General features: G+C 69.5%; 14 protein-coding genes. 9 read left to right on the plus strand and 5 right to left on the minus strand.

Annotated features, from left to right (window positions below; translation table 11 throughout):
* The first annotated feature begins 1 nt into the window (after position 1).
* From AB0J87_RS03280 to bfr, 5 genes are all read left to right on the plus strand, one after another.
* Entirely contained in the window at positions 2–967 is a 966-nt protein-coding gene (locus AB0J87_RS03280; RefSeq protein WP_363962423.1) for an adenylate/guanylate cyclase domain-containing protein, read from the plus strand.
* Positions 968–982: 15 nt separating this feature from the next.
* A complete protein-coding gene (locus tag AB0J87_RS03285; protein WP_350728332.1) occupies positions 983–2,068 on the plus strand; it encodes an S-(hydroxymethyl)mycothiol dehydrogenase in 1,086 nt (361 codons plus the stop codon).
* Positions 2,069–2,689 (plus strand): MBL fold metallo-hydrolase, encoded by a 621-nt coding sequence (locus AB0J87_RS03290; protein WP_363962424.1) that lies wholly within the window; start codon positions 2,069–2,071, stop codon positions 2,687–2,689.
* 106 nt (positions 2,690–2,795) lie between these two features.
* Positions 2,796–2,972 carry a (2Fe-2S)-binding protein gene (locus tag AB0J87_RS03295; protein ID WP_138669932.1) on the plus strand — a complete coding sequence of 59 codons (177 nt, stop codon included), beginning with the start codon at positions 2,796–2,798 and terminating at the stop codon, positions 2,970–2,972.
* A 15-nt stretch (positions 2,973–2,987) separates the two neighbouring features.
* A complete protein-coding gene (gene bfr, locus AB0J87_RS03300) occupies positions 2,988–3,473 on the plus strand; it encodes a bacterioferritin (protein WP_363962425.1) in 486 nt (161 codons plus the stop codon).
* A 76-nt stretch (positions 3,474–3,549) separates the two neighbouring features.
* Here the strand turns inward: bfr and AB0J87_RS03305 are convergent, their stop codons facing one another.
* The 3 genes from AB0J87_RS03305 to AB0J87_RS03315 form a co-directional block, all read right to left on the minus strand.
* Complete coding sequence (locus AB0J87_RS03305; RefSeq protein WP_350728334.1) at positions 3,550–4,026, minus strand: RICIN domain-containing protein; 477 nt, start codon at positions 4,024–4,026, stop codon at positions 3,550–3,552.
* Positions 4,027–4,107: 81 nt separating this feature from the next.
* A complete protein-coding gene (locus AB0J87_RS03310) occupies positions 4,108–4,509 on the minus strand; it encodes a MerR family transcriptional regulator (protein ID WP_363962426.1) in 402 nt (133 codons plus the stop codon).
* 23 nt (positions 4,510–4,532) lie between these two features.
* Positions 4,533–6,800: a glycoside hydrolase family 95 protein gene (locus AB0J87_RS03315; protein ID WP_363962427.1), complete on the minus strand. Its 2,268-nt coding sequence runs from the start codon at positions 6,798–6,800 to the stop codon at positions 4,533–4,535.
* A gap of 203 nt (positions 6,801–7,003) precedes the next feature.
* On the opposite strand from AB0J87_RS03315, the gene AB0J87_RS03320 reads away from it, so the two are divergent.
* Positions 7,004–7,672 (plus strand): response regulator transcription factor, encoded by a 669-nt coding sequence (locus AB0J87_RS03320; RefSeq protein WP_043620820.1) that lies wholly within the window; start codon positions 7,004–7,006, stop codon positions 7,670–7,672.
* A gap of 3 nt (positions 7,673–7,675) precedes the next feature.
* Positions 7,676–8,956, plus strand: coding sequence for an ATP-binding protein (locus AB0J87_RS03325; protein ID WP_363962428.1), 1,281 nt, complete (start codon positions 7,676–7,678; stop codon positions 8,954–8,956).
* Here AB0J87_RS03325 and AB0J87_RS03330 read toward each other — a convergent pair.
* Complete coding sequence (locus AB0J87_RS03330; RefSeq protein ID WP_350728338.1) at positions 8,940–9,422, minus strand: GtrA family protein; 483 nt, start codon at positions 9,420–9,422, stop codon at positions 8,940–8,942. The two genes, AB0J87_RS03325 and AB0J87_RS03330, sit on opposite strands and share 17 nt — an antisense overlap.
* A gap of 280 nt (positions 9,423–9,702) precedes the next feature.
* On the opposite strand from AB0J87_RS03330, the gene AB0J87_RS03335 reads away from it, so the two are divergent.
* Both AB0J87_RS03335 and purE read left to right on the plus strand, forming a co-directional pair.
* Positions 9,703–10,851 (plus strand): 5-(carboxyamino)imidazole ribonucleotide synthase, encoded by a 1,149-nt coding sequence (locus AB0J87_RS03335; protein WP_350728339.1) that lies wholly within the window; start codon positions 9,703–9,705, stop codon positions 10,849–10,851.
* A gap of 88 nt (positions 10,852–10,939) precedes the next feature.
* The gene (gene purE / locus AB0J87_RS03340) at positions 10,940–11,422 is read left to right on the plus strand and encodes a 5-(carboxyamino)imidazole ribonucleotide mutase (RefSeq protein WP_363963099.1); all 483 of its coding nucleotides are present in this window, start codon (positions 10,940–10,942) and stop codon (positions 11,420–11,422) included.
* Positions 11,423–11,585: 163 nt separating this feature from the next.
* Here the strand turns inward: purE and AB0J87_RS03345 are convergent, their stop codons facing one another.
* Positions 11,586–12,899: a UDP-glucose/GDP-mannose dehydrogenase family protein gene (locus AB0J87_RS03345; protein WP_363962429.1), complete on the minus strand. Its 1,314-nt coding sequence runs from the start codon at positions 12,897–12,899 to the stop codon at positions 11,586–11,588.
* Between the last annotated feature and the right edge of the window lie 210 nt (positions 12,900–13,109).

Raw genomic sequence — 13,109 nt, forward strand, 5'->3', positions numbered from 1 at the left:
CGTGAGCCGTCCCCCCAGCCGGCCCACTGCCGAAGAGATCGAACGCCTGCTCGTCGGCTCGCCGGCCCGCTTCACGAAAGAGCAGGTCACGGCCAAGGCCGGGGTGTCGCAGGAGCTGGCCGAGCGCATCTGGCGGGCGCTCGGGTTCGCGCAGCGGGCCGACGGCGCCGTGGCGTTCACCGACGCCGACGCGGCGGCGCTGCGCCGGGTGCGCCGGATGCTCGACGGCGGCCTGCTCGACGAGCAGACCGTCATCCGCATGGCCCGCGCGCTCGGCCAGACCACGGCCAGGCTGGCGCAGTGGCAGGCCGAGATCATGATCGGCGCGATGCTGCCGCCGGAGCCCTCGGAGGACGACCTGGCCAAGGTGCTCGGGGCGGCGCAGGAGCTGATGCCCGACTTCGAGCAGGTGCTGGTCCACGTCTGGCGGGCCCAGCTCGCCGCCGCCGGCACCCGGCTGCTGGCCATCGCCGACGGCAGCGACGAGCTGGTGCCGACCCGGGTGGCGATGGCGGTGGGGTTCGCGGACCTGGTCTCGTTCACCAGGCGCAGCCGCGAGCTCGACGAGAAGGAGCTGGCCGAGCTGGTCGAGGGGTTCGAGGCGCGGGCCTCCGACGTGGTGGCCTCCCACGGCGCGCGGCTGGTCAAGACGCTGGGCGACGAGGTGCTGTTCACCGCCCCGAGCCCGGCCCAGGCCGCGGGGATCGCGCTCGACCTGGTCGAGTCGGGTGTCGAGCTGCGCGTCGGCCTGGCGTACGGGCCGGTCCTGCCCACCATGGGCGACGTCTTCGGCACCACCGTCAACCTGGCCGCCCGGCTCACCGCGATCGCCCGGCCGGGCACGATCCTGGTCGATTCCGCGCTGGCCGAAGGGCTGGAGGGGTTCGATCTGCGCAAGATCAGGCGCCGGCCCGTGAGAGGGCTCGGCGTGGTCCAGCCCTATGTCTTGCGGAGATCATCCTCCTGACACAAGATGGCTGGCATGCCGTACGAAGTGCAGGGCGTCGTCGCCCGGGCCAAGGGTCAGGAAGTTTCGCTCGAGACGGTCGTGGTGCCGGACCCAGGTCCCGGCGAGGCGGTCGTCAACGTGCAGGCCTGCGGGGTCTGTCACACCGACCTGCACTATCGCGAGGGCGGGATCAACGACGACTTCCCGTTCCTGCTCGGCCACGAGGCCGCGGGCGTCGTCGAGGCGGTCGGCCCGGGTGTCACCGAGGTCGAGCCCGGCGACTTCGTGATCCTCAACTGGCGCGCGGTGTGCGGCCAGTGCCGCGCGTGCCTGCGCGGCCGCCCGTGGTACTGCTTCGCCACCCACAACGCCACGCAGAAGATGACGCTCAAGGACGGCACGGTGCTGTCGCCCGCGCTGGGCATCGGCGCGTTCCTGGAGAAGACGCTGGTCGCCGCGGGCCAGTGCACCAAGGTCTCCGCCGAGGCGCCCGCGCAGGTCGCGGGCCTGCTGGGCTGCGGCGTCATGGCGGGCATCGGCGCCGCGATCAACACCGGCGGCGTGGCGCGCGGCGACTCGGTCGCCGTCATCGGCTGCGGCGGCGTCGGCGACGCCGCGATCCTGGGCGCCTCGCTGGCCGGCGCCGCGAAGGTCATCGCCGTCGACGTGGACGACCGCAAGCTGGGCTGGGCGCGCGACTTCGGCGCCACCCACACCGTCAACTCCCGCGAGAGCGACCCGGTCGAGGCGATCCGCGACCTGACCGGCGGCTTCGGCGCCGACGTGGTCATCGAGGCGGTGGGTCGCCCCGAGACGTACAAGCAGGCCTTCTACGCCCGCGACCTGGCCGGCACGGTCGTGCTGGTCGGCGTCCCCACGCCGGACATGACGCTGGAGCTGCCGTTCCTCGACGTCTTCGGGCGCGGCGGCGCGCTGAAGTCCTCCTGGTACGGCGACTGCCTGCCCTCGCGCGACTTCCCGATGCTCATCGACCTGTTCCTGCAGAACCGGCTGCCGCTCGACAAGTTCGTCTCGGAGACGATCGGGATCGGGCAGGTCGAGGAGGCGTTCGCGAAGATGCACCGCGGCGAGGTGCTGCGTTCGGTGGTGACGTTCTAGATGATCGACAGGGTCATCACCTCGGGCACGTTCTCGCTGGACGGCGGCACCTGGGACGTCGACAACAACGTCTGGCTGGTCGGCGACGCCCGCGAGGTCGTCGTCATCGACGCCGCCCACGACGCCGCGACGATCGCCGAGCGGGTGGGCGGGCGCACGGTCAAGGCCATCGTCTGCACGCACGCGCACAACGACCACATCAACGCCGCCAAGCCCCTCGCCGACCGCACCGGGGCGCCCATCCGGCTGCACCCCGCCGACCAGGTGCTGTGGGAGCAGCAGTACGGGGCCACGGCGTCGTACGAGCCGCTGGCCGACGGCGAGAAGATCGAGGTCGGCGGCATCGCGCTGGAGGTCGTCCACACCCCCGGCCACGCGCCCGGCGCGGTCTGCCTGTACGCCCCCGACCTCGGCGCCCTGTTCAGCGGCGACACGCTCTTCAAGGGCGGTCCGGGGGCGACCGGCCGGTCCTACAGCTCGTTCGACACGATCATCGACTCGATCAGGGAGCGGCTGCTGACCCTGCCGCCGGAGACCGTCGTGCACACGGGACACGGCGACTCGACCACGATCGGCGCGGAGGCGCCCCACCTGGAGGAATGGATCACCCGAGGTGGATAGCGTGATGTGGCCGACCTAACATAGGCAAGCCTTACCGAAGTGAGGTAGCTTAGGTGTGCCTTACCTAAAGGTGCCCCCACTTCGCTCGCGAGAGGCCTGTCCCCGGATGTACGTGTGCATTTGTCGTGCTGTGACCGAAAACGAGGTGCACGACTGCATCGCCTCCGGGGCCAAGAGCGCGAAGCAGATTCGCGACACCACTGGTGCCGGTGGTGACTGTGCCCGATGTGTACGGAAGATCTGTGCAATCCTGAAACGGTCTGAAGAACTGACGACCGCATAGCGAGGGGCCCGTTTCATGCAGGGCGACAAGCAGATCATCGAGCTGCTCAACGAGCAGCTGACCGCCGAGCTCACCGCCATCAACCAGTATTTCCTGCACGCCAAGATGCAGGAGAACTGGGGCTACACGAAACTCGCCGAGCACACCCGTGCGGAGTCGATCGACGAGATGCGCCACGCGGAGCGTCTGACCGATCGCATCCTCTTCCTGGAGGGCCTGCCCAACTATCAACGCCTGGGCACCCTGCACATCGGCCAGACCGTGGAGGAGCAGCTCAGGGCGGACCTCGAGGTCGAGCTCTCAGTCGTGCAGCGCCTGCGCCCGGCGATCACGCTCATGCGCGAGAAGGGCGACGTCACCTCGGCCCGGATCTTCGAGGAGATCCTGGAGGACGAGGAGGAGCACATCGACTATCTGGAGACGGAGCTCAGCCTCATCCGCAGCCTGGGCGAGCAGCTCTACCTGGCCCGCTACGCCGAACCGCCCTCGTCCGACGACTGAGCGGCCCTACTGAGCGGCCCTATTGAGTGGCTCTGTGGCACCGAAGGCGCCCCGTCCCCGACGGGGCGCTTTCCCTTTACCTCCAGAGCCACGCCTGCTCTCCCGTGTCCCTGCACGTCCACTGGATGATCCACTTACCCTTCTTGCGCTCGCCCTTGCCGACCGCCAGGCACAGGCCGCTGGCCCGGTTGCGCAGGCGCTGCATGTCGTCGTAGATCCACTCCTGCTCGATCCCGCCGTCCGTGCACGGCCACTGGATCGCGTACTTGCCCTTGACCTGGGAGCCGCGCGCGATCGCCAGGCACATGCCGGTCTTGGCGTTGACGAGCTTGCGCCCCTTGTAGATCCACTGCTGGTCCTTGTTGTCGGAGCAGGTCCACTGGATGACCTTCTTGCCGGCCTTGACCTCGCTCTTGCCCACGGCCAGGCAGAGGTCGGTGGCGCCGTTCATCAGCCGCCCGCTGGCCCCCGCCGAGGCGGGAGCGGCGGCCAGGGACAGCGCCAGGGCGGCGGTGGCGGCGACGGCGAACAATCTGGTGGGGGTGGCGTCCACGTCAGTGACCCTTTCCGTTGAGGTATTGATCACTGAGACGCGCGCGATTCCCGTTTTGTTGTGATCGGATCCCTTATGGGGTCAGCCCTGGGGTGAGCAGTCGGCGACGGTGGTCTCGGAGATGACGTCCTCGTACACGCCGACCTTGTAGGTGATGAGGTCCAGGCAGCGGTTGAGATCGCTCATCTGGCGCAGCACGCGCTCCCGGTGCTCCAGCATGATCGTGAGGCGCTCCGCCTCGTTCCCGGTCCCGTTCCTGACGAGGTCGGTGTACTCCCGGATGGCGGGCAACGGCATCCCCGAGGCGCGCAGGATGATGCACGTGGTCAGCCAGTGCGCGTCCGCGTCGCTGTAGATCCGCCGCCCGCCCGGCCCGCGGCGCACGGGGTTGAGCAGGAGGCCCTCACGCTCGTAGAAGCGCAGCGTGTGCACGCTCAGCCCGGTGAGTTCGGCGAGCCGGCCGATGCTGATCTCCGATGACATGCCGCCCAGGATACGAGCCGGCCCTAGCTCCCCAGGATGGTGTAGGCCGTCCCGGCCTGGGCGTCCCAGCTCAGCGTGTCCCCGGAGCGCCGCGCGTCGCCGGACACCTGGCAGCGTCCGGCCAGGTCCGTCCGTACCGTGATCGGGCCCGAGCGCCCCACGTGCAGCGTGATCCGCTCGGCGGCGCCGTCCCGCCAGGAGACGTCCACCGTCACGTCGCCCCGGGCGCGCAGCCCGCGCACCGACCCCGTGGGCCAGGCGGAGGGCAGAGCGGGCAGTACGTGGATCTCGCCGTGATGGCTCTGCACCAGCATTTCCGCCATACCGGCGGAGGCCCCGAAATTTCCGTCGATCTGGAACGGCGGGTGCGTGTCCCACAGGTTGTCCAGCGTGGACGTCCTCAGCTGCTCGCTCAGCATCCGGTGCGCGTGGTCCCCGTCGAGCAGCCGAGCCCAGAAGTTGATCTTCCACGCCTTGCTCCACCCGGTGCCGCCGTCCCCGCGGGCGGTCAGCGACACCTTGGCCGCCTCGCCCTCGCGGCTGCCCGCGGCGATCTGCCGGCCGGGATGCAGGCCGAACAGGTGGGACACGTGCCGATGCGTGTTCTCCGGATCGTCCCGGTCGGCCTTCCACTCCTGGAGCTGCCCCCAGGACCCGATCCGCAGCCCCGGGTCCAGCTTCGCCAGCGCGTCGCGTACCTGCCCGCCGAACTCGGCGTCGCCCAGGACGTCCGCGGCCTCCGCCACGTTCGTGAACAGGTCCCGGACGATCTGCTGGGACATCGACGCCCCGGCCGAGAAGTCCCCGTGCTCGGGGGAGTAACCGGGCGAGACGACCAGCGTCCCGTCACGGGGGTCGGTACGCAGGGTGTCCAGCCAGAACTCGGCCGCCCCCTTCATCACCGGATAGGCGGTCTCGCGGAGATATCCCGCGTCTCGGCTGAAGCGGTAGCGGTCGTAGAGCTGCTGCGTGAGCCAGGCCCCGGCCTCCGGGAACCAGAATGACGTGGCCCAGTCGTGCACGCCGGTGAAGCCGAACGGGTTCGTCTCGTTGTGCACCAGCCACCCGCGCGCCCCGAACATCTCCCGCGCCGTGATCTCACCCGGCTTCACCAGGCCCGCGACATAGTCGACGTACGGCTGCGCCGTCTCGGCCAGGTTCGTCTGGTCGGCGAGCCAGTAGTTCATCTGCAGGTTGATGTTGACGTGGTAGTCGCCGGCCCAGGGCGGGGTGGTGGAGTCGTTCCAGACGCCCTGCAGGTTCGCGGGCAGCGATCCGGCCCGTGAGGAGGCGATCAGCAGATAGCGGCCGTAGGAGAAGAAGAGGGCTTCGAGCGCGCGGTCGTCGGCGGAGGCGCCCCCGGTGTAGGCGGCCCGGAGCCGGTCCGTGGGGATCGGCGGCGTCCGCTGGCCGACGTCCAGCCGCACGCGGTCGAACAGCTCCCCGTGGTCGGCCTGGTGGGCGCGGCGCAGGGCCTCGTACCCCTGGGCCACCGCCTGGTCCACGGCGGCGGTGACGGCGGCGTGTGGATCCTCGCCGCGGTAGTCCGGATGGGCGGGGGCGTAGTCGGTGCCGGCGGACAGCACGAACACGGCGCTGTCGGCCCCGGTGACCGTGATCCGGTCGATCCCGTCCGTACGGGTGCCACCCTCCGCGACCACCCGCACCTGGGCCTCGAACGCCATCCCGTTGTCCGCGAGCCGCCCGCGGATCGTCAGCCGCCCGTCGGAGACGCTGACCCGCCCGTCCTCGTGCGGCGACGACACCCGGAGCGTGAACGACACCTGGCCCTCCCGATCGGCCGAGACCCGCCCGGCGATGACGTTTCCGGGGTGACTGGCGAAGTACTCGCGCGAGTGCCGCATCCCGTCCGCCGTGTACGTCACCCTGGCCACGGCCTCGCTCAGGCTCAGCTCCCGGCGGTAGCCGACGGGGGAGCCCGGCTGCCCGGCCAGGTCCAGCCAGAGGTCACCGAACGGCTGGTACGCGCCGAACCCCGACTTCGGCTGCCCCAGCGCGGCCGCCACCTCCTCCGGCGCCATCCGCCCGTCGCGATCCAGCGCCTCCTGGACCTCGGCGAGCGCGTCCGGCCGGGGAGCGGTCCAGTCGCCGAAGTCGTATCCCTCCCGCGATCCCGGGCCGCCCGTCCACAGGCTCTTCTCGTTGAACTGGAGCCGCTCGGTGTCCGTCCCGCCGAACACCATCGCCCCGAGCGCGCCGTTCCCGATGGGTAACGCCTGCGTCTCCCAGTCGGTGGCCGGCCGGTCGTACCAGAGGGTCAGATCAGTCACGGGGGACAACGTTAACAACATTATTTCTTCCGGACGGCAGAGGGCCGGGGACTCCATTGCTTTCGTTTCTCGGTAATCGCGGTAATTTAATCCCGACTAACCGATATTTAGCCGCGTTTGCCCAGGTCAATGGATAGGTCAACTGCGAGTCAAACCGCGCGCTGTGCCCGGGAAACGATCGCTTAAGGTCCTACGATCGCTTCATGACCTGCGTACTTCTCGCCGAGGATGACACCTCGATCTCCGAGCCGCTCGCGCGTGCATTGCGCCGTGAGGGCTATCAGGTCGAGGTGAGCCCCGACGGCCCGCAAGCCCTGGAAAGGGCTCTGTCGGGCGGCATCGATCTCATCGTTCTTGACCTTGGACTGCCCGAAATGGACGGTTTGGAGGTGGCTCGTCGCATCCGGGCCGAGGGCCACGGCACTCCGGTCCTGATTCTCACCGCTCGCGTCGACGAGGTGGACACCGTCGTCGGCCTCGACGCCGGCGCGGACGACTACGTGACGAAGCCGTTCAGGCTGGCCGAGCTGCTCGCCCGGGTACGGGCGCTGCTCCGGCGCGGCACCTCCGAGACTCCGGTCGTCCAGGGCGTGCGTATAGACGCCGACTCCCGCCGTGCGTGGATGGGGGAAAAGGAGCTGCATCTGACAACGAAGGAATTCGACCTGCTGCGTGTGCTCGTCCGCGACGCCGGAAAGGTGGTCACGAGGGAGCAGATCATGCGCGAGGTCTGGGACACGAACTGGTGGGGTTCGACCAAGACCCTCGACATGCACATCTCCTGGCTACGCCGCAAACTCGGCGACGACGCCGCGAAACCGCGTTACATCACGACCGTCCGGGGAGTCGGCTTCCGGTTCGAACGCGAGTAGGAGATGCGCCGCCGACTGCTCTCCTCAACCCTGGTCGTCGCGGTCATCGCGGTTCTGCTGCTGGGGGTCCCCCTGGGTGTCGTCGTCAGCCGGCTGATCGTCGACGAGGCGGCTCAGGAGCTCGGGGCGGAGGCCAAGCGCCTCGTGGGAGAGGTCGAGTACGCCCGTGTCCAGGAGGCGCCGCTCGACCCCCAGCAACTGGAGCAGAAGTATCCCGGCAGGTACATCCAGATCTGGGAACGCGGAACCCCCTTGCGGGTGACCGTGGTCGGCACCGCACCGCCGTCCGGTCACCTGATGACCGAGGACGCGCAGACCAACACCGGCGTCTATGTCCGCATAAGTCGCGATCGCGACCAGGTTGAACAGGACGTACGGGCCCGGCTCCTGCTCATCGTGGCCCTGGCCGTCGCCGCCCTGGCGGTGGCCGTGAGCCTGGCCGTCGTACAGTCCCGGCGGCTGACGCTGCCTTTGCAGGACCTGGCGAAGATCGCCGAGCGGCTGGGCTCCGGAGACGCCCGGCCGAGCAAACACCGCTACGGCATTCCCGAGCTCGACCGGGTGGCCCAAGTGCTCGACCGCAGCGCGACCCGCATCTCCGACCTGCTCACCCGCGAGCGCGAGTTCGCCACCGACGCCTCCCACCAGCTCCGGACCCCGTTGACCGGTCTCACCATGCGCCTGGAGGAGATCGTGTCGGCCGCGGACGAGCCGGAGGTCGTACGGGAGGAGGGGGAGGCGGCGATCGTGCAGGCGGAGCGGCTCACCGCCGTGATCGACGAGCTGCTGGCGGCGGCGCGGCGCCAGCGCCACGCCCAGGCCGAGCCGGTCGCCATCGACGACGTGATCATCCAGCAGATCAGGGAGTGGGAGCCGGTGTTCCGGGAGGCGGGGCGTATCCTGCGGCTCGAAGGCGCCCGCGGCCTGAAGGCGATGGCCACCACCGGCGGCTTCGGCCAGGTGATCGCGTCGCTGCTGGAGAACTCCCTGCGCCACGGCGGCGGCGACGTCACCGTCACCTCGACCAGCGGCGACAACTACGTGGTGATCGAGGTCGCGGACGAGGGCCCGGGCATCGCCGACGAGATCGCCCCCAAGATCTTCGAGCGGAACGTCAGCGGCGGCGGAGGCACCGGTCTCGGGCTGACGCTCGCCCGCGCGCTGGCCGCGGCCGACGGCGGCAGGCTGGAGCTGGTACGGCGCCGCCCGGCGACGTTCGCCATCTTCCTGCGCCCGGCCGAGGACGACGGCGCGAGGACCCGCGTGGTCAGCGGTCCTGCTTGACCCCGGTCTCGGGCAGCTCCATCGGGATGGGCTCGGTGGCCTCCAGGAACACCCACTTCTTGTACGACCAGTAGCGGAACAGCGTGCCGAGCCCCACGCCCACGATGTTGGCGATGTTGAAGCTGAGCGGGTCGTGCAGGTCGAGCGTGTAGGTGGTGAAGCCGATCGTCAGCATGCCGAACAGCAGCGCGATGCCGTTGAGCAGGAAGAACAGGAAGTATTCGCGCCTCAACCCGCTCTGGTCGCGGTGCCGGAAGGTCCAGAAGCGGTTGCCGATGTAGGCGAAGGTCGTGGAGATCGTCGTCGCCACGACCTTGGACGTCAGCGGGCCCCAGCCCAGGCCCACGTTGCAGAGGTTGAGGAGGCCGGTGTCGATCAGGAAGGCGACGGCGCCGATGCTGCCGAACTTGGCCAGTTCGTACACAAGGGAGGAGAACCGCTCGTAGAGGCGTTTGGCGAAGTCCACGTCTCTGCTCGGTCCCTTCCTTCGACGAGCCTGACCCAACTCAGCGTACCGGCCGCCATGTAGGGGCGACGTCAGGCTGGTGAACTTACCACTTAGAAATATCGTCCTATGCCCGGCATTTACGACAGTTGGGCATTACGCTGCGTTGCACATCGCCCGCGACCCGGCATAAGCGGGCGGAGCGGAACGCTGGGCGGTCGTGCCTGCGAAGGCGACCCGGAACGGCCGCCCAGCCCGGGGAGTCCGGGAAAGTCGTTCCGTCCCGGTAAGCTCACCTGGCGTGAGTTCCTACAGCCCCATCGGGCCGGTCGTCGGCATCGTCGGCGCAGGCCAGCTGGCCAGGATGTCGCAGCCGCCGGCCATCGCGCTCGGCGTCGAGCTGCGGGTGCTGGCCAACTCTCCGGAGGAGAGCGCCGCACGAGTGATCGTCGACACGCGCGTCGGAGATTACCGCGATCTGGACGATCTGCGCGAGTTCGCCAAGGGCTGCGACGCGATCACGTTCGACCACGAACACGTGCCCACCGAGCACATCCGAGCCCTGACCGAGGCCGGCCACTCCGTGCACCCCGGGGCCGACGCCCTCGTGCACGCCCAGGACAAGGCCGTCATGCGCGAGCGGCTGACCGCGATCGGCGTGCCGTGCCCGGCGTGGGCGCGCGTGTCGTCGCCCGAAGAGGCCACGCGCTTCGCGGAGCAGCACGGCTGGCCGATGGTCCTGAAGTCGGTGCGCGGCGGCTACGACGGCCGCGGCGTGTGGGTGTGCCGGTCGGCCGAGGAGGTCGCGGAGGCGTTCGCGACCGGGGTCGAGCTGCTCGCCGAGGCGTTCGTGCCGTTCGAGCGGGAGCTGGCGGTGCTGGTCGCCCGCTCACCGCACGGGCAGGGCGTCAGCTACCCGGTCGTGGAGACCGTGCAGCAGGACGGCATCTGCGTGGAGGTCATCGCGCCCGCTCCCGGGCTGGACCCCGAGTACTCCGCGCAGGCGCAGCGCATCGGGCTGAAGATCGCCCACGAGCTCGGCGTGACCGGGCTGCTCGCGGTCGAGCTCTTCGACACGCCGAACGGGCTCGTGGTCAACGAGCTCGCCATGCGCCCGCACAACAGCGGCCACTGGACCATCGAAGGCTCGACGACGTCGCAGTTCGAGCAGCATCTGAGGGCGGTGCTGGACCTGCCGCTCGGCTCGCCCAAGATGACCGCCCAGGTCGTCGTCATGGCCAACCTGCTCGGTGGCGAAGAGCCCGACCTCTTCAAGCGCTACGAGCACGTGCTGGCCCACGATCCGGGCATCAAGCTGCACTTCTACGGCAAAGAGGTGCGCCCCGGCCGCAAGATCGGCCACGTGACGGCCCTCGGCTCCAACCTCGACGAGGTGCGCGCCCGCGCCCGCCACGCCGCCGTCTACCTCACCACCGGGGAGTACACGTGAGAGAGCGAAGCGAACGAACAATGAGACACAGCAGCATCCCGATGCTCACGATGCCGACGAAGGCGGCATCGTGAGCATCGGGATCGTCATGGGGAGCGACTCCGACTGGCCGGTCATGAAGGCCGCCGCGGAGGCGGTCGCCGAGTTCGGCGTGCCCTTCGAGGCGGACGTGGTCTCGGCGCACCGCATGCCGACCGAGATGATCGACTACGGCCGCCAGGCCGCCTCCCGGGGCCTCCAGGTGATCATCGCCGGGGCCGGGGGAGCCGCGCACCTGCCCGGCATGCTGGCCTCCGTCACGCCGCTGCCGGTGATCGGGGTGCCGGTGCCGCTGAAGTACCTCGACGGGATGGACTCGCTGCTGTCGATCGTCCAGATGCCCGCCGGGGTGCCGGTGGCGACGGTGGCGGTCGGCGGGGCCCGCAACGCGGGGCTGCTGGCCGTACGCATCCTGGCCGCGTCCGACCCCGGGTTGCGGGAGCGGATGGAGGAGTTCCAGGTGCGGTTGAAGGAGCAGGCGTACGCCAAGGGCGAGAAGCTCCGCTCGGAGGCCGCGAACCTCGGGTTGTGACGGGGGTGCGCCTACGGTTGCCGGGGGTCGTGATGGGGGGTGCGCCTACGGTGGCCCAGGGTCGTGATGGGGGTGCGCCTACGGCGGCCGGGGCTGTCGTAGGCGGGGGATAGGTCCGTCAGGGGCGGGGGCCGGGGTAGGTCGTAGGCGGGGGATTGATCCGTCAGGGGCGGCCGAGGGCGCGGTAGTGCCATCCGGCGGACCGCCACGTCTCGGCATTCAGGGCATTACGCCCGTCCACGATGCGCCGGGTCGCCACCACGGCTCCCAGCTCCTCGGGGTCGAGCTCCACGAACTCCTGCCACTCGGTGAGCAGCAGCACCACGTGCGCTCCCCGTACCGCATCCAGGGCTGATTCGCCGTAGTTCAGCTCGGGGTGAGCCTTACGGGCGTTGTCGAGCGCGATGGGGTCGTACACGGTGACCTGTCCGCCTTGGTGGCCGATGGTCACGGCGACGTCCAGCGCGGGGGAATCGCGGATGTCGTCCGAGTTCGGCTTGAACGCGGCGCCCAGCACGCCCACGGTGCACCCGTGGAACGAGCCCCCGGCCAGCTCCCTGGCCAGATCGACCATGCGGGCGCGCCGCCGCAGGTTGATGGCGTCCACCTCGCGCAGGAACGTCAGCGCCTGGTCCGCTCCCAGCTCCCCGGCCCGCGCCATGAACGCCCTGATGTCCTTGGGCAGGCAGCCGCCGCCGAACCCGAGGCCCGCGTTCAGGTAACGTCCGCCGATCCGGTCGTCGTACGACAGCGCCTCGGACAGCTGCTTGACGTCGGCGTGCGCGGCCTCGCAGACCTCGGCCATCGCGTTGATGAACGAGATCTTGGTGGCCAGGAACGCGTTCGCGGCCGTCTTGACCAGCTCGGACGTGGCGAAATCGGTCACCACGAACGGAACCTCGCCCAGCGGCTCGTAAACCTCGCGTAGTACCTTCTCCGCTCGCTCGCTGCGAACGCCGACCACGATGCGATCCGGGTGCATGGTGTCCTGAACCGCGAACCCCTCCCGCAGGAACTCGGGGTTCCAGGCCAGCTCGGCCTGCCCGCCGGCGGGCGCTAGGCGGGTGAGCTTGTCCGCGAGCCGCTCGGCGGTGCCGACGGGCACGGTGGACTTGCCCACGACCAGGCACTGGCGGTCGAGGAACGGGGCAAGGGACTCGATCGCGTTGTCCATGTACGTGACGTCCGCGGCATATTCGCCGCGTTTCTGGGGAGTGCCTACGCAGACGAAATGCACGTCGCCGAAGGCGGCGGCTTCCTCGTACGAGGTGGTGAAGCGCAGGCGGCCGGATTCGAGCCCGCGGCGGAGCACAGGCTCGAGCCCGGGCTCGTGGATCGGGAGCTCCCCTTGGTTGAGGCTGCGGATCTTGTCGGCGTCGATATCAAGGCCCAGGACGTCGAATCCGAGATCAGCCATGCACGCCGCATGGGTGATGCCCAGGTATCCGGTCCCGATCACCGTGAGGCGATATGGCACGAGTGAGCTCCTTTCGATCGCGCAGGCATGCTACCGGCCCTAGCTACCTCGTACGTGCCACCTGCACCTCTTCGCAAACCGTACCGACTAGTAACAAGAAGGTCGGACCTCCGGATATCTGACACCCTCTACGCCGTCGCCGACAAGAAGATCAGGCCGGGACCAACGGCGCGGTCCTCGCGCCGGAGGCAAAGGCGCGGTCCTCACGGT

It is taken from the genome of Nonomuraea sp. NPDC049625 (assembly GCF_040675285.1).
Classification (GTDB): Bacteria; Actinomycetota; Actinomycetes; order Streptosporangiales; family Streptosporangiaceae; genus Nonomuraea; species Nonomuraea angiospora_A.

Bases quoted from the DNA above. Each gene is read 5' to 3' on its own strand.
- AB0J87_RS03285 (WP_350728332.1), top strand. From the start codon at position 983: ATGCCGTACGAAGTGCAGGGCGTCGTCGCCCGGGCCAAGGGTCAGGAA.
- AB0J87_RS03290 (WP_363962424.1), top strand. From the start codon at position 2,069: ATGATCGACAGGGTCATCACCTCGGGCACGTTCTCGCTGGACGGCGGC.
- AB0J87_RS03295 (WP_138669932.1), top strand. From the start codon at position 2,796: ATGTACGTGTGCATTTGTCGTGCTGTGACCGAAAACGAGGTGCACGAC.
- bfr (WP_363962425.1), top strand. From the start codon at position 2,988: ATGCAGGGCGACAAGCAGATCATCGAGCTGCTCAACGAGCAGCTGACC.
- AB0J87_RS03310 (WP_363962426.1), bottom strand. From the start codon at position 4,509: ATGTCATCGGAGATCAGCATCGGCCGGCTCGCCGAACTCACCGGGCTG.
- AB0J87_RS03320 (WP_043620820.1), top strand. From the start codon at position 7,004: ATGACCTGCGTACTTCTCGCCGAGGATGACACCTCGATCTCCGAGCCG.
- AB0J87_RS03325 (WP_363962428.1), top strand. From the start codon at position 7,676: ATGCGCCGCCGACTGCTCTCCTCAACCCTGGTCGTCGCGGTCATCGCG.
- purE (WP_363963099.1), top strand. From the start codon at position 10,940: ATGGGGAGCGACTCCGACTGGCCGGTCATGAAGGCCGCCGCGGAGGCG.